Consider the following 22997-nt stretch of genomic DNA (forward strand, 5'->3'; position numbering starts at 1 on the left):
TTAGCTTTTACACTTCTAAATTTTAAAACTTATTAGATTTTCTATTTTTCCTTCTAGCCTTCAACAAAAAAAATCAAGCTGCATTTGGATTACAAATGTGGCTTCTCGCCTTACTATTAACCTTTTTTTATTAAGATTCATAGAATGTGTCGATAAAAACATATTTCATTTTAATAAATATATATTGATAAACGATAAATGAGGTGTTAAAATAAACTTAACAATATAAATAAGTGAGGTGCTTTTTATGAAACTAAAAATACTTTTTTTAAAAATAGCTGTTTGTTTTCTTGCAATTCCGGCGCTTATGTTGTGTATACTGGGATTACCTTATTTATTTAGTAATCCAGTAAATCCAGAGTATGCCAACATAATATATCCTTTTTTAGCATGTGTATATCTAGCAGTGATACCATATTTCGTTGCACTATATCAAGCTTTAAGAATTTTAAGCGATATAGACAAGAATGTAGCCTTTTCTGAATTAACAGCTAAAGCTTTAAAAAAATTAAAATATTGTGCAATAGCAATTGGTTCCTTATGTGTTATAGCCATGCCATTTGTATTTCTACTTGCACAAGCAGATGATGCTCCAGGTCTCGTACTAATTGGAATGTTCATTACTGCTGTTCCAATTATAATTGCAGTTTTTACTGATATTCTTCAAAGGCTATTAAAAAATGTCCTAGATGTAAAATCAAACTAGGTTTTCAGATTTAGAGTAAATATACAAAGTGTATAACTGCAAACAAAGGAGTGTGTTATTTTTAAATAACACACTCCTTTGTTTATAAACTTCGCATTTTTAACTACAATAACCTTTATTAGATTGACTTCATTATTTTCTATAATTTACTTAATGATACTTTCAATAAAATAGTAACGGAGAATTTAACACGATTAACAGTATGATAGCACAAAGTTACTATACATAATTATACTATATATAACTATCCTTTTACTGGATTTTTTAATGAGCAAGGTAAATCTACTAAACATTTTCCACAAACAGTACATGAGCCAATATCTATATATTTTTTTGCGTTATTTGTACACATTTCAAAACATTTATTCCTATTAAAAGAATCTATCTTTAAAGCACCATTAACACATCTATCTATACACTTTTTACAAGTATTACTATTTTTATATAAACAGTATTCTATATCTTTTCTTTCAGTAGGTTCTATTTTAAGATTTGTTACAAAGGTTCCTAAATATCCACAGCAACCTTCATTTGTAATTAGTACGTGGTTTATTCCAAATTTACCAAGACCTGCAATATAAGCTACATGTTTGTGAGACCAATCATTTATTAATTTATTTTTATCAAAGTTGTATGATCCTGCCAAATTTATTGAATTATATCCTAATTTTTCTAATTCATCTTTAATAAAATTATTCAAATCAACAATTAAATTACTAGTTTCAACATATGATATAGCCCATTGCCTTGAGGATTCTACTTCGTGAATATTACTCTTAACTATATCTTCATCAAGAGGTACAAAATATGCAACTACCGTTTGTACATCTTCTAAAAAATCCTGAGGCAATGCATGAGACGGACTTACAATTTCCTTGAGTTGAAGAAACATTTTATCTTTTGGATCTGCATATGCTACAACAGGTTCTCTCCATTTTGTTCTCACGTCTTTAATAGTAGGATATAAACTTACAAATTCTTTTATTAAAGTTTCAATTTTATTTTTCATTTATATTTTATTCTCCTTAAATTAATTAATCAAAATTATGTATACTACTGCAAATTAAATTATAATTTATAATAAGTAAAAAGTATGTATCTTTAGTTACATATTCCAAACATTCATTTCATGAAGTACAGTTTGATCATATCATTAAGACTATACCCTTTTTAAAAATGTATAAATTGTACATATAATTCATACATTTTAATGTCCGGAAAATTTTACACAAGGGGGTAGTTTTATGGAAGAAAGCAAAAAAATACAGTTTTACGGTGGTGGATGGACATCTTTTTTACCTTTTTTAATTTTCTTAGTAGTAGCAATATATATATCTGTATTACAAGCACCTGATGTTAAAGGAATGTGGATAGGTGCATTACTTGGAATAATGATTACCTTTTTCTTAGCAAAGGATAGAATGCATTATGCTGAAGTCGTAATTGAAGGAATGGCAGATAAAACTGCTATAGTTCCTATAGCTTGTTGGATATTTGCAGGTGTATTCTCAGCAGTATTAAAAGACTCTGGTTTGGTAAACGGAATAATATGGGCAGCGTATAAACTTGGAGCGAGTGGAACTATATTTACAATAGTTACATTTTTAGCATCAGCTTTATTTGCAACTGCTGCTGGTACAGGGTTTGGTACTATAATGGCAGGTATGGCAGTTTTATATCCAGCTGGAGTTTTATTAGGAGCTAATCCAGCAGTTTTGGCTGGAGCTATAGTAAGTGGTGGTATATTTGGTGACAACTTAGCTCCTGTATCAGATACTACTATATGTTCTGCTGCAACTCAGGGAGCGGATGTCGGTGGAGTTGTAAAGTCAAGATTTAAGTATGCTTTAGCTGGTGCAATTATATCTCTTGTTGTATTTGCTATATTTGGCGGAAAAGGTGGATCTACTGCGGATATACCTTATGAACAATTACAACAATACATGAATCCTATAGGTCTTGTAATGTTAATACCAGCCTTTGTAACAATATATGTAGCTATTAAAAAAGGAGATATAATAGTTGCAGCCACAGTAGGCACTATATTGTCGCTAGCATTTGCTTTAATATTTGGGTTAACAACTTTTGATAGATTGTTCTTTATAAAAGATGGAGCTGTTGGTGGTGTTTTAGTTAACGGTATATCAGGAATGGTAGACATATGCATATTGGCACTACTAATACTTTCATGTGTTCATATAATGAAGTCTGGAGAGGGAGATAAAAAGTTACTACAATTAGCTGAAAGGTTTGTTCATACTGTAAGAGGTGTTGAAGCTTCTATAGGATTTTTGGCTATAACATTATCAGCTATAATGGGTCTTAATGCTCCTCCTATACTTGCTATAGGTAGTTCATTTGCAAAACCATTAGGAGAAAAATATAATATTCATCCATATAGAAGAGCAAATCTACTAGATGCAACAGCTTGTACCCTTGTATATTCACTACCTTGGACACCTGCTTTATTAATGACTCAATCATTAGCCCAACAAGCACATGTTGATTTTGGAAGTTTAGTTCCAGCTCTTACTACTACACAAATAGCTCCATGGGTAGCACATGCTTGGGCACTATTAGCTGTTATGATATTTGCTATAGCAACTGGATGGGGTAGACAGGAAGTTAAAAATAAATAGATATAGAAGCTATATTCTTAGGTATTAACGAAAATGAATTTAATTTTAGTGACTGATTTCAAAAATAAACAAAATAAAAAGATTACTTACCTTGTTGTATACAAAGTAAGTAATCTTTTTTATTTAAAATTCTCTGTTATTATAAAATTTTAAAGATAAAGCATAAGAAATTAATAAAACAATTATTGTTAAACCTATTGTAATCATATTTACTTGAGGACTTGATAAATTACTTATAAAATTTACAATACTACCTATAACTTTTATATTTTCACTTTCTCTAAAAAAGTCTATAATATATGATACGCCGAAAAAGAATGACATAAATAATATCATACTTAAAATTCTAGTTTTTGTATATCCCACCTTAAATAACACAGGCAAATATATTCCATTTAAAAGACTTACTGCAAATATAGCTATAACCATACCTTGAAAACTTATATAAGATACTTCTGTAGACATTCCAATAACATTAATAATTGCTACAGCTAAATAATAATAAACTGTTCCAATTATTACATATACTAATATTGAAAGGTATTTTGAAAGTACGATATGACTTCTTTTTATAGGCAAACTATTTAATAAGACATATACGTTATTTTTGTCTTCAGTAGCAGATGATGTTGTGATTAGTATATATGTTACCCCTATAAGTCCCGCAATAAATCCTAAGTCTACAGGGCCTGAAGAAATAATTATAACTAACATCATATAAACTAAACCTAATAAAACAGTCTTTTTTTGAATTATAATGTCCTTTAAAATTAAATTAATCATTTAAGCTCCCCCTTGTATAATAAAGCATTATATCTTCTAAAGTAGGTTTTTCAATAATTGCATCACTATTAAAAATCTTAATTGCATTTTGCTTATTATCTACTAATCCCTCAAACCCAAATTTATTTTCCTTGATTCCAATAAAATTCTTTTTAACATCTTTATCTAAAAGATCATTGCCCCCCTTAACTATTCCGTAATTATCCAAAATTTCATCCTTTGAAGTACTAAACACAATGTCTCCTTTATTTATAAAGGTAATATAATCGGCGATTTTATCTAAATCAGATGTTATATGTGTGGAGAAAAACACACCTTTATTTTCATCTTGTATTATATAAGATAAAATATCTAATAACTCAGCTCTAACTAAAGGGTCTAACCCCGATGTAGGTTCATCCATAATAAGTAGTTCCGCTTCATGTGATAATGCAATAGCCAATTGGAATTTCATTTTCATTCCTTTAGATAGGTTTTTTATTTTCTTTTTATTATCTAAGTCAAATTCTTTTAGATACTTTAAGAATGTTTCATCACTCCATTTATTGTATGTTGGGGAAATAATGTTTTTCATTTCAGAAATAGTTAACTCTTCATAAAAATAATCTTGATCATAAACAAATCCAATTCTATTTTTAATTTCTTGCTCGTATTTTACATTATCAAGTCCAAATACATTTATTTCTCCGCTACCTTTTTTAATCAAATTCATAATAAGTTTAATAGTAGTACTTTTCCCAGATCCATTAGGACCTATAAACCCCATTATAAATCCTTTTGGCATAGAAAAAGTAATATCGTTTAAAGAAAATCCCTTAAAATCTTTTCTCAAGTTTTTAACCTCTAATATATTTTCCATTAATTATACCTCCTCATGGTAAAAAAGCTTAAGCATCTCATACATCTCTTCTAAATTTAAATCTAGACTTTTAGCCGTAACAACTGCTTCTATTAACTTTTCCTCAATTATTTTTATTCTAGTTTCTCTCATTAGTTCTTTATTTTGTGCTCCTACATAAGTTCCCTTTCCTGGGATAGTAACAATATATCCTTCTTTTTCAAGTTCATCATAAGCCCTTTTGGTTGTTATAACACTTATCTGAAGTTCTTTTGCTAGATTTCTAATAGATGGAAGTGATTGATTTTCTTCAATTTCTCCCTTCATTATTGCTTCTTTAATTTGATCAACTATTTGCGCATATATTGGCTCCTGCGAAGAATTAGAAATAATAACCTTCATTTATATTAATCACCTCTTATAATCATATATACATTTGATTTTATTTTGTCAACTATATAAATTAAAAAATTTATAATTTCTAATACATACAAAAACACCAGTAAAGACTGTCTAATTTTAGGGGTTAGTAATCGTTGACTATGGATTTTCATTGAAATATAATATATTTATATCTTAACGAAAGGGGATACAATTTATGTCACAAACCACGAAAAGAGCTTTGGCGGCATCGTTAAAGAAATTAATGAATACTATTCCCTTATCTAAAATCACAATTAATGATATTGTTAATGATTGTGGCGTAAATCGCCGTACATTCTATTATCATTTTAAAGATATATTATAACTTAATATCCCCACCGTTGGTATTCGCGTCCTTTTGACACCCACAATGAGAAAACACACCATTTTGTGGTGTGTTTTCTGTAGTGGTGAAGTCTGGATTTGTAGAAACTGTCTCAATGCCTGAAACCATTTTAAAAACTATATTTCACAACCATCATCAATTCCTCAAGATTATTCAATGGTGTGGGATCAACTGACAATGTAAATGATTTATCCAATTTAATATCTGGATTACTTCCTCGGTAAAGCTTCCATTCATCTATTCTGTCAAGATCAGTAACGTCACCATCAACTTTGACCGAAAAATTTACCGGATTATTATCCTTAACCTTTGCCACAAACATTACATTTTCTATAGCAGCATTTAGTGTTTGTGCCATGTAGGGTAACCTTGACTTGTCAATTTTTAAATCAACAGTTCCGTTCTTTTTAAGCAAAAGCCACTCATTAGGCAGGTCATGTTTTATATTCAAAGCTACTTGTAAACCTGTTTCATTAAGTTCCTGTTCAATACTTTCAAGCCGTTTCGATACGGACTTGGTTGCATCGGATTTAAGTCGCTCACCGCCTTCACAGGCTGTGTATTTTAAGTGAATAATAATGTCTGAAATACTGTGATAATCAAATCGCCTGAATGTTGGTAATTCCAAACGCCACTTGCTGATAACCCCTGCCCCTTCAAATGGCAAATATCGCTCGTCCTTGAAGTTAAGCTCAAACATCCCGCTATCATTCTGAGCGGAACTGGCCGCTATCGCATTAATCGGTATAGTATAAGAGCTGAACCTGTCATCTGTTTCCTCGGTATTTTCTTCGTAAGCTTTACCACCTATAGCCGTGTTTCGGAATTTATTTTCTAAAAGACTGAGTGTAGCATTTATACCTGTATAAGGACCTGCAATACAAGGAATTGAAACAGATACCGATTTGATGCGGCGTTTGTAATGACCTGGGTAATCCATATCAAATAATACTTCCGGCAGTGTAAATTCACATTTGCCAGTTTCTCTGAGCTGTATTATTGCCAAAGGATTGATTTGATATATAGATATCTGATTGGTTATCTCGTATTCATGTCCCCTTTCGTTTTGATAAGCTTCTTCGAGTTTCTTAAGTCCCACATAGAGCTGCTCTCCTGCCAGCAGTCCATCTCTGCCAACATCAAAATAACCAGACTGAATAAAATTAGCACTGCTAATGCCTCTTTCAAAGCAATAGGTTTTCTCGGCTTTTTTAGCGAGATCATAAGCCAGGTTATAAACCTGATGGTATAAGGTTTTTAAGCTTCCCCTCATCCAGGTGTATAACTCTTCGCTGGAGTATTTGTTCTTTATAAATTCTTCCACTTCATTGGCATTGTCTATTGCCTTTTGTTGATTTGCTATTTCCTGTTTGGCAATATCGATTCGTATTTCTTGGGCAGTAATTTGCTTATCTATCTGTTTTAGCTCATAACCGGCTGCGTTGGCCTGGAAAATACGTTCTTGTAAGGCGCGGGTAAAGCCTCCTTTTTTGCCTGCGTTAGAACTTGCAAAAGAAAGATCGCTTGCGTGTACTTGCATTCCTCTTGCAACTGCTTGAGCTGCATTTCCTAGATTGATTCCCCCCCATTTTGTACCTGCCCCTACACCTAATGGCTTGACATCAGCGAATAAATCAGGAATAAGATGCATGGCGCTGGCTGTAGTTTCAACAATTCCAATGCCTTTTTGCCAGTCCTGTGCTTCGCTCGCCTTGTCCATATCCTCTTTTTCAAATGGTATCAATTTTAATCCGCTATCCCCATCTACAGTCACAATCTCATTTGGTATCCCATTGAAATCAGCCGTATCAGTAGGCACCAAACTTTCATCCAGGCCACTTAGCTTCAGGTAATATTTCATCCTAGCTTCCGGCGTCTTACGGTTTTGCATCAGATTTTCAATATTTTTTTGCGCTTCTTCCAGTTGTTTTTTCTTGATTTCCATCACCAGATTCTGCATTACTCCCTCGTGTTTTGCACGAATAAGCGCAATGGTTTCGTTGTCTTTTTTCTCAATTGCGGAAAGCATGGCACCACCTAATGACTTTAATTCATTACATAATTCCAGAGCCTTCTGTAACAAGTAGTAGAAGCGATAATTAGGCATTGGGGTATTGAGGTCATTTAATACAGTGGCTATGCTTAAACCCTGTGCGGCGGCCTTAACCAGTAATGCCGGATCAATAGGTGGTTCAAACAAGGGAAGTTTTCGGAAAACTCCTTCAATGTTTTGACAATAACGTATCTTATATAACCTATCGGCCAGAGTATCCCAATAGCCCATAAGCTTAGGATTGTTTGGGATGCGGAAATATAAAGATGAAGCCGAACCAAAGATATTGGCAAAAGCTATCTCGTTATTGACCACACCAAAAGGTAAAGTCGTTTGATTACTGAAAGGCGCCACCAATTCTAACTCAACCATTGCATTGCCAAAAGCATCCCATTTATCCAACAAACCAATATAAGTCTGCGGTTTGATTTTACCTCGCTTGGGTATCATCATTGGCTTAGGACCTAATATGTGGCCTGCTAAAACATAGAGTTGGGTTGCTTGGTTGATGGTTTCGATAGTGTCCTGGCGGAAAAGATAATCACCCCAAGCCAGAAGATTATCGATGTATTTCATTACGACCCATTTCATGTAGGCAACCGGTCTATTCCGTGCTACCACATGTGGCATAAAAGGTTTATTTCGCCATTCGTTAATGGTATTATCCGCCGCATTAGGCTTGAGGTTATTGAAGATGCTGTCCAAAATCCGTTTACTATCGATTTCCTGGAAAGGCTTAAATTGCCAAAAGCGTTTATCAATCTTTTCTTCTGGCAAATCATTTCCATCAGCAATAGGGTTGAACACAAAGTGGAACCATTTCATGGCTTCCTCAAATTGTTGGGCTTTGCTGAGCGCATCAGCTAAAAGTATTGGCGTGTGAAAAAATAACTCCCAATTATAAAGCGAATATGGCCGTTTCAATTCGTGATAAATATATGGTGGGCCAAAATTACCATCCGGGTCGAATGGACCAAAGTTGTTTTCCGGCATGGATAGATTTTCTTTGAAAAAAAGCTCCAATTGATCAAGATTAATTATTCCCAACAGATTCTTAGTATAAGAATGATTAAATTCAAATTGAATTAATAACCACTTCATTTGTTCCCTGGAGCTGTATCTTTCTTCATAAAAACAAAAATCCGTGTATTGTCTTACCATAGTGGAAATATCGATTTGCCATGTATACATCTTTAGAATATCTTCAGAATCGTCTAAATCTTGGTTAAAATAGTCAATCGGAATGTATTCTTTTATTTCTATTGCTTCTCCAACTTTTAATTCAGTTCCGTTGAACTCAAAGGCACCTGTGTGTCCATTTTCGCTATCATCATCAATGTTAATGTATACTTTATTTAAGAATACTATAGGAATAAATTTAAAAGATTCAATATTTTTCCTTAAATCCGAGACAACGGCGTCTTTACTAATCTGTTTCTGCGTCCATTTTCCATTTCTGTACTCACTCCAAGCCATTTTGATTTCATAGTATTCAATTAGTTTTGAATTTTCTATTCCTGATTTTTCTTCTGCAAGTTCTTTATAAGTAGTACTTATAGAAGCAGGATTAGGTCTAGCTTTCTTCATTATTTGCGGAAAGAACACTAACAAGCGTTTGTTCCAAACTACCGGCGTGAGGTAACATCCATTATCTTTCACGTTATGAGTATCATAGACTTCCACATCATAGCTTGGGATATCAATCTGCATTTTCTCCCATGGATACCAGTTCACCTCATCTAATGCCAAGTAACGGTAATAAAAGAGGTAGGGTGCATTGCGGGTACGGGAGAAAACATGCAGTTTTGCACCTTTACACCATTGTGTCCCGGTCCTTGTTCCATCAATATAAAACCCAACCACTTCCATATTAGCCACTTCATCTACTTTATAAAGATAAGACTTAAGAACATCGGTGACATTTTGTTTATTGATGTCTTTTTGCAATAGCTCACTTTCAAGCTCTTTAAAGAATGAACTTTTATCATCTCGAAGATTGCTTTCAAGCCAGTTTTCAGGATAAAGGAATACTTTGCGGTTGGCTTCCCATACTCTGTAACGCTGCATCCAATCCCAACGCGGTCTATCCAAGATATCGGGCTTTATGCCGTTGTGCTCTTTCTCTAAGCCTAGGAAGCATCGTTGCACAAATAATTGCACGGATGAGATAGCCTGCTTAATGCGCGAGGTTTCCATGCAAGCATCCATTTGAACATCTATAAGGAAATATTCAAATAATCCGTCCGCATCATTAACGTTAGAATCTATCAATTCATCTTGCTGCAATAAGTAACCAATCAACGCTTCTTTCTGATTATTCCTAAGCTGGTCATGGAGAGGTTTAACAACCTGCTCCCAATCGGTTTGGTTGTATTTTGCCCGAATGGTGTTTTTGATACTGTCGGCTATTTTACGGCAGATATCAAACTTGGAAACAGGCACTGCCCATTCAAAAAGCAAATCAATATCAACACCGATTTTGTCAGCTACCGTTAAGGCTTTCTGTAGTCTTAGCAGATTTTTTTCATTACGATAATCTTTTAATTTACCAATATTGAAATGATTCGCTGCTATTAATTTTTCAATGCGTTCTTTTTTCCAGGTAGTGAGATCAACTATCTTTTCAATGAGTTCGTTCTCATTGGTCTTATCTGATGAGGTTTTATATACCCAATTCCAAAAGTCAAGCATGTTCAGTTTGGCCTGCGGCAAGGAATTACGCAACCTAATATATGCCTCTATGCGTAACCACTGTGTAAGGGTTGGTGCATTAAAATCCAAATTGTCAAATTCATTCTTGTGAAGGTCTAAAAATTTGATTTCATCCGCACTTAAACCAAAGGTGGAAACCAGCATAGCTGCTTTTTTTAAGGCGATTAAGGCTGGTTCGCATTGTCTAGAAGCAAAATCTGGTATTACAGCTGATGAAGGCATAGAAGTAACAGCTGAAGCAGTGGTTTTCCAGAAAATATTTTTAAGATCTACTCCAGTTGCAGACAATTTATATAATTTCCCGGACTGGAGTTGTTTAGTTTCGCTCCACCACTCATTAGTCCCGCTCAAACATTCATTAACCGGTTCTTCCTTAAAATCCAAAACGTATCCATCTATGATGATAGTTGGTTTATTAGTACTGCTATTTTTAACAATGAACGTATATTCGGCGTCAACGGCAGGTATAAGATATCCGTTCCAATTAGTTTCCCCCGGTTTAGTGCTTTCCTTGATTTTTTCAAAAATGCTGTAAATCGACGTAACAGGTGAACCTAGTTTCAGCACCTCTGAAACCAAAACATCTGTGATTTTCACGTCAATCCCCGTAAAATTGGCAAGTGTATCTATTACAAAACGATGGTATAACTGCTGGCGCAAATAGGGCAAAAATATTTTCAGGAAGGCAGCCCGTTTCTGAGGTGCAGTATTGGTATCTGCTCCCCCTTCCGGGATTTTATCCAACGGAATTATTTTGTCTCCCAATTTGATAATTGCTTCTATTTCTGCTTTTTCAACCTCATTTTTTGATTTTTCGTTTTCAAATACACCCGACAAAAGTTCTTTAAACAATTTGTCCTGTTTCTTTTGAATACATGTCAATGCCTTAACCCAATCGGAGTTATTGCTAATGGCTTTATACTCAACAACTTCACATTCTGTTAAAATACCTGTAATCTGAATTATTCCCAGGGTTTTATCGTATTTGAGTTTCTTTTTAAGTGTACTGGTATCCGGTAAAGTAAAGTCCAAATTTTTTGGTCCATTGGTCATAAATACATTTGTACCTTCCAATATACCGATAATTTTTTCAACAGTGTCCGTTTCAAAAAGCAGACTGGTTTTTGTTCGTATCAACGCACTGGTTGCTTGATCCTGGATGTTTATTTCTTGCAGCACAGGGTTTGTAATTGAACCATCGGCTTTTAAGTCTTTATGCTCTTCATCAATTGCATTTAAGCCGTCATACAAAGTTTTGCTTAGCTGCAAAATATTCTTTTGGGTGGGAGCAAATGGTTTCTTTTCGTCATCTACATCCTTGATAATGTAATTAAGTTGCTGATAGGTAAATCCTGATTCCTTCATTTTTTCCCAAATATTCATAAATTTGAGAGACGCATGGGCATCCTGAAAGATATTTCCGTACAACGGCAAAATACTTACAAAAGCGGGAATCCTTAAACCTAACACTTTTGATAATAGACGATAACGATAGAGGACGGATAAATTACTTAGCGTAAGCTTGTCTTCCATTCCAGTAGCCTGCATTATCGCCTGTATATCATCGGCAGAAAGATTGAGAGAAGCCATCACTACTGGAACATGGTCAAGTAATTTGGCATCAGCCGTCAGATAATTTCCCTTATCATCAGCCTTGAATATTATATCAATCCCCAATATATTATGGGTCAAGAATAGTCGCTGATAAAGTGACTTTTCCCTGGCAGTACTAATATTGCTCCAAAAAGAAAGCAGCTTAATCAGTTCAAGACCTGTTTTATCCAACAGCTTCTTTACAGCTACAAGCTGGTGAATAAGATTTGGATTGATGCCGAAATCTTGCGTTACCGTATTTTCTTCACAGTCATCGCAATCTCCATTATTACAATCATCTTCGCCGCAATGATCGCATATGCTATCTGCTATGTCATCTTCTGGTGTACTGTCCTGAGTTATTACCTTGCTAAGGCCCACAATCGCCTGATCGGTTTCATCAACCGTCCAACCCAATTTGCGCCATAAACGGATGAAACGATGAATCCTGTCATATTCCTCGACAGTCAAAGGCGTGCCGTCTAAATGCTGGAGCAACGCCGTATCCAGATCGCAACTGTCTTTCTGTTCTAAAACCAGATAAATCTTTTGATCAATGACCATAAAAACGCCTTTTTCTCCTTCATCGCCAATGAATGATGAATCTGTGATGAATGATAAATCTGTGATGTGCAATACTTCTCCGGTTTTTTTATCGATACTACCTATTTCGCTTTTCACATCATCATCGTAATCGTAATAGAAAATTTTACAATCTTCTACCACAACATTCCATGGATAATTTGTACTCATAATCTTGCCATTCACACAACCTCTTCCACTCTCAATCACTATCATCTTACCTACTTTTTCAAAGTGGCATTTCACCCAGTGAATGATGTCTTTAACAACGGAGTCCTCAATTTTAGCCAGATATTCCGCCATTTTATCAATGCCATATACCTCGGCATAGTTCTGTAAAAACCGATAGCTGAAATGTAAGCTTTCCATTATTGTTTTTGATTGGCCTTTGGGCATACAGGGATTGATGTACCCGGTTTTTAACAAATCGACCAGATTGAAGTAGTCAATTCCTGTACGGCGCAAAAACTCTTTTTTAATAAGGGTAAGCCCATCGTCACCCAGCATGGTGTTATCATCATCAAAGCCATAGTATTTACAGACCGGTTTTACGCCAATCAATTTCCGATATTCGTCATCGGTGTGGATTTTATTTTCTAGCTTGTCCATCAAGTCTTTGCTTGCAAAGCACTCTTTGGTCAGGATCACATATTCTTCCATGGTTAACCCTAAAAATTCGGCATCAGCGGCCCTTTCCAGGGCTTTATCTTTTAAACGGGTGAGTTCCTCATCATTATCCGAATTATTTTTTCTAAATGTTTTAATCAGTTCATAGCGGCTGGTATCTAAATGTTTTAAGTAAATTCTTTCGGCATCGATTGGTTGATGATAGGGCAACGTGAAGGGATAAACCTCGTTTTTCAGAATGCAATACGCTTGGTATTCGGTATTCTGCGGTTCGGCAAGCAGTTCGCTGCTGGCTTCATCCTCCACGTTAAAAGGTTTAAGGTGCTTAAACGCAACATAATTTTCCATGACCTCATTTACCAAATCAATATACGGTAAAATGGTATTTGTATTTTTGCAGGTAAGTTCCAAGCATCCCAAATCTGGCCTACGGTCAAAGAGCTTTTCGAGAGGTGTTCCGGAAATATCTTTGGGAATCGGGTTATCCGGATCAGAATCCAAATTATTGTTGCGCAAATACTGAAGTAACTCCACAAAATATGCCGCCGCACTATACACAGAATTGCACTCGTCGCATTCGCAGAAATCAGCATCGCCAAAGAGCAAGTTCCAGGAAAGGTTATGTTTTTCCAGGGTTTCTTCGAGGGTGGCAAGAGCTGTATCTTCTTTGGCATCAACTTCCAAGCTCATTTTCTCAGTTTTTGCGGCAACGGCCATGTTCATGCTTTTATCGATCATGGCTACTCCTGTACATTTACCTGCTTCTCTTAACGCCATTATTGCCTGTTCGTTGCGCACACGCGCCTGTTGTGCATTGGTATGAATCTGCAAAAGAGTGTTATCATCCAAACCACTCTTGCTCATCACAACCATGAACTGATTTTTTGGTATGGCCGAAATTTGCATAGCCGAATGCAGGTTCGCTTTGTACAGCACCGGCAATGCATCCGTGTCCGGGCTGATGGCAGTGATGCGCTGCAAGGTTTTAAGCTGAGTTATCACAGTTTCACGGTATTCAAGAGGCGTGTCTTTCAACGCCTCTTTATTTTTGATAACCTCGTAGATAGATGTAGTTTTAATATTAAAATCGGGTTGTTTTGCTAAAACCGCCGCTACATTGGCGCCTACTGCGTCATTCAGCACCGGCACCTGCGGGTCTCTGATCACGTTGACCAACATAGCGGTTGGCTCCAGATTGAAAAGCTCGCGATGCAAGTTGAGGGCAAAAGCATTTTTGTCTTCCTCTGATTCTACCGTAGCAACACCCTTTACTTTCTCGATAAATGCTGCTTTATTAAATTTTGCTGCAATATCACGCATCGAATTGATCTGGTCGTCTTTTTGAAAAGCCAAAATCAATTCTTTGTTGTCTTTACTCCACTCGGCCAGGTGATGGGTAAATTCCAGGTTGTCGATGATATCGGCTGTAATACATTCTTCTCTGATGAGTTCAGATTTTATTGCTGACCAATTTCCGATGTTTTTTGTGTAAATGTCCTTGAAAACCTTTTGTTGCTCATCTGATTTTAGATCAAATTTAAATAAATCAATTCTCTCTGATAAATTTTGATTTTCTACTTGCCTTGCCATTTGATTCCTCCTTATTAATTAGATTTTTTTCCTCATCTACTCCTTTACTTTAATTTCATTGAAAGGGATTCAATTATATCTTCTATTACTTTCTTTTTGATAAAATTACTAGCATATTTTTAGTAAGTCAGTATCAGACCTTTTTCTAAATATCCACGAGCTAGATGTTTTCCTCTTTGTGCATTTGTTGTTATATCAATAGCCATTCCGGACAATAACCCATTTTTTGCGCCAAAGAAATCCGCAAATGCCCGCCTTGGCCCTTTTCCGACGACATGTCTAAGACCTAAGTATCCACCTTCACCTACATGGGCCGAAATAAATGGGTCTAGTTTAAATATTTCCCTTGCTCGTCTTTCGACGAAATATCCTAAACTTGCTCTAGCAGTTTGGCCACCCTGCAGTGCCCTAATTACTTCTTTCCACGAAAGAAATTGCCTTAATGTTGCTATATCTCTCCTAGAAGATGCGATTCTTCCTATACTCGCACTTTGATCTACAATTTTCTGCATCTTCTCGATAAGCTGTATACGTTGTAACGCTTCAGGTGCAGCTTGCGCCGTCGCTTTGGGCGATGCACTTGCTGCCGCTTTTGGTGCCGCATGTGCTGCCGCTTCTGGTGCCACATGCGCTGCCGCTTGCTCTGCAGCTACTGGTGCTGCATGAGATACTACAGCCTTAGTTGCACCTACTGCAGCGCTTGGACCTATCCCTGCCACAAAATCGGCTCCTGCTCCGATTCGATCGGCGGTCTTTTCACTTGCTCCAAAAGTGCGGGCAATTCCAGACACTGCTTGCTCTGTTAATGTATGTTGTACCTCACCAGTCAAGATGGTACGGATTCCTGTACGTGTGGTATCAGCACCATGAACTATTGCAATTGCACCTAATACTTGCGAGACTCCTGTTGGAGCGGCCATTCCAGATGCTCCTGCTGAAATTTCAAGGACACCTCCTACTACCTGTAACACACCAATGCCTCTATTTATCCATGCCCCTTTCCCATTAGGATCAGAGTACATTATTGGATTACCTTTTACATAAACATAAATGTTATGCCCATCTTTTATTCCAGCTGGGTCACAGTTTATCCACCTTCCTAACAATGTGTGATAGTATCTTGCACCATGATAATATAATCCACTTTCACTATCTCTTTCTTTACCAGTATACCTATACCGTTTGGCCGCACCTTTTATAGCTGCGTTTTTAGCTTGATATGCAGTAGTGCCATAAGGGTGGTATTCTTCGTAGCTGATAACCTTCGCTGTATCATCCAATTCCAACGCTACCGAACCAAGATGATTATGCAACTGATAACGAATCGTTTGAACAGGACTAGTACGGCCCATTGGTATTCCTAATACCACTCGGTGTTTTGTTTCGGCCTCTATCATGACAAAACGGTGCTCTTTGTCCATCAGGCTCAGGCTGGTGCGTTCCAACCCTGCAGCCGCACCGCTGTGCTGTTTGTAAAGTTCATATCCTGCAATATAAATCCGTTCGTCTTTTTTCCCTGGTATATCACCTGCATCGGCCTGGTTCTCGGTTATTTTTCTTATCCGTTGTCCTTGCCCGTCATATTGGTAATATGTCGTTTCCGGTGTGCCGCCATCTGTTCTCCTCTGGTGGATGGTTTGTACCAATTCTTCTTTAAAGTTCCATCCCATATTTTCCAAATGAGGCATGGCGGTTATAAAGCCATGACGCGGATGGTGCGGATAGGTGTACGTATTTGTACCTACTTGCGTGCTGATCAGACGATTATTCTCAGCCTGATAGTTATAATCCCTTGTCCAATTGTTGCCTGATGCCTTATGCCTCATTTGGAGTATATTACCAACTGAGTCATATAGGTAGCTTTGAGTATAATTCCACATTGCCATCGAATCGCCAGGGTTTAATTGCTGCATGAAAGCGATGTCATTCCAATTGTCTTTGCTGTCGAAAGACAGTGGCGTATTGTTCTCCCTTCCAGTGGCCTCCACCAGACGATAAAGGGCATCGTAAGTATAGGTAGAGACCCCGGTGATTTTTTGGTTATCAAAAAATACAACCGGAATGTTTTTGTCTTCAATATGGGTGATATTGCCCACCGGATCATAGGTGTAATGCCAATCCTGAAGTGGGTCGTTGTTTTGTCGTTTGGTTTCTAAACGCTTTAGCCGGAAGGTTTCTTTGTCATAATAAAATTGGGTGATTACATCATTGCCATAAATGATTTTATTGCGTTGGCCTTTTTCATTGTAGTCTATGTCTTTTATATAGGTAGTGGCACTGTCGGCACGAGCAACGCTTTCTCTGTTAAGCAAACCGGCTTCGTTATAAGAGGGCATGATTATGCTGCCATCTGGTGCATTTTGTTTAGTGACTCTTCCGAGTGCGTCTATTTCTGTAATAAAGGTAAAGCTTTCGGATTCAAGGTCTGTGACCAAATTGGCGTTTGTCCAGTTGGCAACGCCTTTATAATTTTTAAATAGCTTACGGGTGGTGAATTTTGGCTGTCCTTTGAAGTCATATTCAGATGTTTCCACAAGTCCGCCAGTGTCATAATGCCTGATTACCTGCCCTCTGAGGTTATTCAGTTCGGGATTTGCTTCTGCTTCCCCGTAAAAGATCCTCTCAAAAATATTGTTAAGAGGGTTATCGCCATCACCACCTATGACCTTGCTGTGAGTAGGCCTATGCAAGATATCGTAAAAATATTGGAATTCGTGATCTCGCTCATCCCAGGTACGCAGCGGGTTGCCCAGGATATTCGTAAGCGTCCACCTTTGGCCAGCATCCATGCTGTGCTGATATATTTTGTTGCCCAGCATATCATATTTGTATTGCATCACCACATTACCGCGAGCGTCGATAACTTTACGTAGATTGCCTTCAATATCGAGATCAACCCTAGTCAGGTAATATTCATCCTCATCGGCTTTCAAATGCTTATTGTGGTCGACTGACAAAATAAATCTGCCCAATGTATCAAAGTGCCGTACATTTGGGGTGTTGGCATGCTTCGCGGCTTTATCGGCAGCCGCTTTTTCCTTCTCCGGGTCTTTGCCTGCCGCAATGAGTTCAGCATCTATCAGGCGGTTTGTGCGTTTGTGATACCAAGAAGATTCCAAAATCGTATCGTTTTGGTCGTATACAACTTGTTTCCATGAATCAAATGCTATGCGCGACAAAGTGCCGTCGGGCATTTCGGTTTTGATGAGCCGTCCCAGTGCATCGTAATACATGATGGGCGTTACCCCAGTTTCCACCAATTCCTTCAGATCTTCGTAGTTGTGCGTTACCGAAAAGTACGGCTCGTATTGTTTTACAGCATTGCCTTTGTTGTTGAGCACGGATCTGCCGTCGCCAATCCATCGTAATTGCTTTGGGTTAAGTATGGCGGTATCGATGTCGATGACTATATAAGAATCGTCAGGATTGACCTTTACTTGCTTCGCCGGACCCGGTTCGGCCTGAGCCTTTTTCATCACCACTTGCCCATGGCCGTTGGAGTATTCAAAACTGATCTGAACTGGCGAATCATTATTTTTCTTAAACGAATCATTATTTTTCTTAAAGTGCTCTTCCCTTACAATGGAGGCTACAGCCACCGGTTTGCCTGAATTTTTATAAGCATCAAAGTCATAAACAAATCTTGCCGTAGCATGCTGCAATAAATTTTTCCCATAAGTAACCAATATACTGGAAACCGGGGCATGGAAGAAATCATTAACCAGTGTATTTTCAGACATAGAAGAAAACTCATTTAACCCAATCAGATCATCGGCTTCATTTCCTTTGCCAAATGTAGCCATTGCCTTCACCAGGCTCAATTCATCTTTGATAGCTTCAGAGATATTGTTATTCGGATCTTTCATTCGTTGCGGTGAAAGTGTCCTGAAATTAAAAAGCTCGACCTTTGTTTTATTGCCTAATGCATCTTCGGTTTCTTCAATGAAGAGGTGATAATTGCTGTCATATTTCACCTTTGTTTTGGTGCCATAAGTATCGGTATAGGAAATAGGGAGATAAAAACGGTCTCGAGCATCGGCTATGTCTTCCTCCATATCGACAAATTGGGTGGTTCCTGAGCGGATCCACCAGCTGTCATCGCCCTCCCTATGTGTGAATTTACCTTCCATCATCAACTCTTCATTAACCTTTACACCAAAAATATTGTCGACAAGGGTCGGTGTGTAAGCTAATTGATAGCTTTCAAAAGGCAGAGCCAATGATTCCAATTGATATAACGGCAAAGCATCCTTTAGATTATCGCTGCGATAAATGGTACGTATGTGTTCAACTAATCTTTTCTGTGAAGTCTTGGGTACAGGTTTTTTATCAACTTGATGATAATCCACTTCAACGGCAAGCGTAAGGATATTCTCAAAATCATTCACTGAATATAAAGAACTGTTTTTGGCAACACCCTTCAATTCGTAAGTCATCGTTTCCGCCGGAAGTCTCAGTCTGTACGAGGTATCAGTATCAATATCCTTCGTAAAGTTGTTTTTCGTATTTTTCGCATAAGTAAAGTTGTTTTTCGTATAAGTAATCAGTGTTTTATTCTGTGCTTTCTGTGTTTCTAGGGGTAGGGAACAGTCTTTTTTTACCCTCGGATAAACCACCGAAGCCGACTCTAACACATTCCCACATTCATCCATTTTGATATTGAGGGTATGGGCAATGCGTGGGTCCTCCGTGTTCCTCTCGTAGCTGTAAGTGATGGCCTCGCTCTCTTTAACAACAAATATAGCGTGCTTGTTTTGCCCTTTTGGCTGCAACAGTTCGATAACACAATTATGGCTGATAGCGGAATAAGGTGTTAATTCTTTTTGAATTTGCTCGGGGGATGCGTCTAATAAAGGCGCATCTTCAGCAAACACTTCCGAACGTAGGCCCATGCCTTTGCAGGCTCGTAAGGCTTCTCGCCATTCTTGTGCACTGAGGTGGTCTATGATGGATGCGTCTAATCCCAGTGCGGCAATAACCCGCGCATCAGGCAAAGGCGTTTCATAGTTTACAACAGTAAAGCCCTGCTTTGACATTTCTTCATACCAATATTCTTTTGCAAACTGGTTAAGGATTTTTTCCCTGCTTAGAAATGCTCCGGTATGAAACCAACTTTTGGTGATAACCGGTTCCTGATGCAGTGTTTTATCCACGATATTGCTGTCATCTCCTTTTACCCAATGCTCGAAATGTTCTGCATCCTTTTGTTCCACCATGCCAAAGCCCCTAAATTCTCTTTCTGCATGGTCGTAATAGCCATGATGGTATCGGTAAGAGCTGACGAATCGATAACCTGAAATTCTATCTCTTGTTTCGATTTTTGAAATACAATGAACCGGGAAATGCAGTTTGGTAATCCATGGCCTGCCTGCAAGCTTGTCTTCAATGTAAAACCTGGTTGAGGGGGTATATTCCAGCGTAACTTCTTTGCCAAGATTATTTTTGTAAGAAACCATGATGTGAGGTTTCTTGCTGTTCATCAGGTCAATATATTTTAATGGAGCCTGAGCATCCTTGGATAAAGGGCTTGACCAGACGATACATGCAACACCATTGCCCAGAAAATCAGTAACCGTGATTTTTGCCTGATTATGAATTTCAGGGAAGGCATCTATTTCAAAAGGTACGGTGCTAAATGCGTTTCCACTCAAATTCATCCAACAGGTAAATTTGTTTTTCCCAAGATAAATGATGTCGGTTGTGCCAGAGCCGTCTATGTCAGCCAATCGCAAATAAGTAGGATTAAATAAGTCTGGATGATCAAAAACGGGAGCATTATCCATGGTCACTTTTGCACCGAACCTTCCATAACCTAGGTTTGGCCAATAACAGACTTTACCGTTGCTAATCCTTACGATGTCAGTCATACCATCGCCAGACATATCCGCCAGAAAAATGGTTTGTTTAGGGTCAGCAAATACGATATGCGGACCGATTTCTTCATCAAAAGGTTTTACCGTTTTATGAACACTTTCAAACCCTTCTCTTCCTGAAGATTCATACCAGGTAAATACATTATCTTCCGTAATCAAGACATCTGGCTTACCATCGCCATTGAGATCAAGCATACGGGCATTGTCATCCTGCATATTGATATTAGGAATGTTTTTGAAAGTGCGAAAAGCTCGCCATTCCTCTTCTTCGCTTAATTCAAAGTATCCTTTGGGCTCTGTACTGAAGGTAACCAGTTGTTTTCCACCGTCAGCGTCCAGATCCATCAATTGCAATTGCCCACCTAAACCGGAAAAAGAAGGTTTAGGTGAAACTAATGTTGCCTGTTCAAATTTTCCATCGCCCAGACTGTGCTTATAATACCAACCTCCAGCTTGCTCCGTAAGTATACCCGACAAGCCTTCATTAAATAAATCGACGAATTGATATTGTCGTTCATCCAACCCTGACGGTGCATGAACTAAATTCTCTGACGATATAGTTTTAATCTTGTTATTCCAATGGTGCTTTTGATATTCAAATTCTATAGGGGGAAGATTTTTGGATGTATAGGCTCCATCTGCCCTTTTGATATATCCGAACTCCGTAATCGATTTTAAGAAAGTAAAACCTTCCTGAGTATTAGTGTCATATTGAAAATTCAGTGATTTTACCAGAGTTGAACCGCCTGGCAGTTCATTGAAATAGTGGAATAGTAAAACTCGTTTGCATAATCGAGTAATACGAATTTCAAAGCCGCCCTTGTAATCAGAAAAAGCATCCTTTCTTAAATCCCAATAATTAGTTTTTGCATAAGGGGCATTGCTCTCATACTCACCAAAATCGAACACCGTTTGGAACATAAAGTCTGATTCAAGGGGATAAGGATTATTGAATTTCGTATAAGGCGTTTTGTTACCATATAAAACCTTTTCTAAATAAAGATTAGTGTAAGTAATTGTTCCATTTTCAAGCCTGTTCCTGTTGTAAAGCAGCGTATCATCAAATCCCTTATCGTCTTCCTTTTTATAAATATATTGTGAGCAGTTTCCTTTGTCATCAAAAACAAATTCCGGCAGCCATTCGAATATTTTATTGACATTTTTAGGGTCAGAAATTCTTGATGCAACACTCCATCCAAAAAGTGTTGTTACATTCTCTTTCGTAATTACCCTCCATTTAATTTCTCCTGATGTTTTGCTGGACCATCTCTCAATTCGTGCAAATAAACCTTCAATTCTTGGTCTATAGAATCGAATAGTAAAGTTGCCGTCTGCTGAATCTTTTTCTTTGATTATATAATTCCCCTCTACATCTGTGTTGAATCTGCCATCTACCTTTTTGCTAAATTCCGGAACAAGATCTTCAACCTCAGAAAAAAGAAATGTATCCGAATCTATATCATCCATATACTGAGGCAGTCCTTTGTCGGTTTTACGTTTTATTGATGGCAAACTCAAAGCCCACCCTAACCCAAAAACACCATTTCCGGTACCGGAATTATAAGATAAATTCAATGTAGGTGAAGTACCTCTGGCGGTAGAGAAAGGAAGAGGTAGGGAAAAAGAAGCGGTACCATTAACCGTATTCACATTAAACTTTTCATCAATTCCTTTAATTGCACCCCCGCCTTGGGGTAAAGTAATAGATGGTACTTCAATCGCATTAGATTTAGTTTTGCCACCATCAGTTTTAAGAAATTGAGATGATAAATTTTTGTTTTCTATTTCTTTATTCATTTTATCCCTCTTTTCATTTGACTGTATGTGTAACCAGACACTGTCCTTGGTTTCCTGATTCCTCATTTTCCAATGCATTAAACTTTTAAAATGTCATGTCATCTGCCCTAAAGCTTTTAACTTTGTATTCATCTGGATTATTCATTTATAATTTATCCTATCACTTGTTCACAAGCCAATACGCAATTAATATTATTATATGTAAAGCTTATTTTGCATTACATAATATTACCTATATTCCCATTAGTTATACAATTGCCGTTACCCAATTCCATTAGTTATATATTTTACAAACAAAGATGAAAATTTTTTTATAGGTATTCTTCTTTGAAATAGTTTCTTTAGAATTGACACACCGGAAATATTTCTCAAGCTTAAGTCAATGGTGTGATTGAAATATATATCCATATTTGAAATTTTCACCAAATACATTTA

9 protein-coding genes are annotated in these 22997 nt (G+C 37.1%); 3 read left to right on the top strand and 6 right to left on the bottom strand.

The window, feature by feature from the left end; genetic code table 11:
- Positions 1 to 247 precede the first annotated feature (247 nt).
- On the top strand, positions 248 to 706 hold the full coding sequence (locus tag ACUSRV_RS11235; RefSeq protein WP_490142052.1) for a DUF2975 domain-containing protein: 459 nt from the start codon (positions 248 to 250) through the stop codon (positions 704 to 706).
- Positions 707 to 950: 244 nt separating this feature from the next.
- Here the strand turns inward: ACUSRV_RS11235 and ACUSRV_RS11240 are convergent, their stop codons facing one another.
- Positions 951 to 1715 carry an epoxyqueuosine reductase gene (locus ACUSRV_RS11240; protein ID WP_490142053.1) on the bottom strand — a complete coding sequence of 255 codons (765 nt, stop codon included), beginning with the start codon at positions 1713 to 1715 and terminating at the stop codon, positions 951 to 953.
- A 235-nt stretch (positions 1716 to 1950) separates the two neighbouring features.
- Between ACUSRV_RS11240 and ACUSRV_RS11245 the strand changes: the two genes are divergently transcribed.
- Positions 1951 to 3345: a Na+/H+ antiporter NhaC family protein gene (locus tag ACUSRV_RS11245; RefSeq protein ID WP_490142054.1), complete on the top strand. Its 1395-nt coding sequence runs from the start codon at positions 1951 to 1953 to the stop codon at positions 3343 to 3345.
- 123 nt (positions 3346 to 3468) lie between these two features.
- Here the strand turns inward: ACUSRV_RS11245 and ACUSRV_RS11250 are convergent, their stop codons facing one another.
- Genes ACUSRV_RS11250 through ACUSRV_RS11260 form a run of 3 tightly spaced genes read right to left on the bottom strand, consistent with a single transcriptional unit; the run spans position 3469 to position 5368 of the window.
- The gene (locus ACUSRV_RS11250) at positions 3469 to 4128 is read right to left on the bottom strand and encodes an ABC-2 transporter permease (RefSeq protein ID WP_490142055.1); all 660 of its coding nucleotides are present in this window, start codon (positions 4126 to 4128) and stop codon (positions 3469 to 3471) included.
- Positions 4121 to 4987, bottom strand: a complete 867-nt coding sequence (locus ACUSRV_RS11255) for an ABC transporter ATP-binding protein (RefSeq protein ID WP_490142056.1) — start codon at positions 4985 to 4987, stop codon at positions 4121 to 4123. Before ACUSRV_RS11255 ends, ACUSRV_RS11250 begins: the two co-directional genes overlap by 8 nt.
- A 3-nt stretch (positions 4988 to 4990) precedes the next feature.
- Complete coding sequence (locus ACUSRV_RS11260) at positions 4991 to 5368, bottom strand: GntR family transcriptional regulator (RefSeq protein ID WP_490142057.1); 378 nt, start codon at positions 5366 to 5368, stop codon at positions 4991 to 4993.
- Between the two features lie 196 nt (positions 5369 to 5564).
- On the opposite strand from ACUSRV_RS11260, the gene ACUSRV_RS11265 reads away from it, so the two are divergent.
- Entirely contained in the window at positions 5565 to 5714 is a 150-nt protein-coding gene (locus ACUSRV_RS11265) for a TetR family transcriptional regulator (protein ID WP_490142058.1), read from the top strand.
- Between the two features lie 130 nt (positions 5715 to 5844).
- On the opposite strand, the gene ACUSRV_RS11270 is transcribed toward ACUSRV_RS11265, so the two are convergent.
- Both ACUSRV_RS11270 and ACUSRV_RS11275 read right to left on the bottom strand, forming a co-directional pair.
- Positions 5845 to 14892 carry a Tc toxin subunit A-related protein gene (locus ACUSRV_RS11270; protein WP_490142059.1) on the bottom strand — a complete coding sequence of 3016 codons (9048 nt, stop codon included), beginning with the start codon at positions 14890 to 14892 and terminating at the stop codon, positions 5845 to 5847.
- Positions 14893 to 15011: 119 nt separating this feature from the next.
- A complete protein-coding gene (locus ACUSRV_RS11275) occupies positions 15012 to 22562 on the bottom strand; it encodes a SpvB/TcaC N-terminal domain-containing protein (RefSeq protein ID WP_490142060.1) in 7551 nt (2516 codons plus the stop codon).
- Positions 22563 to 22997 lie beyond the last annotated feature (435 nt).

Source organism: Sporacetigenium sp. TC11 (genome assembly GCF_058146105.1).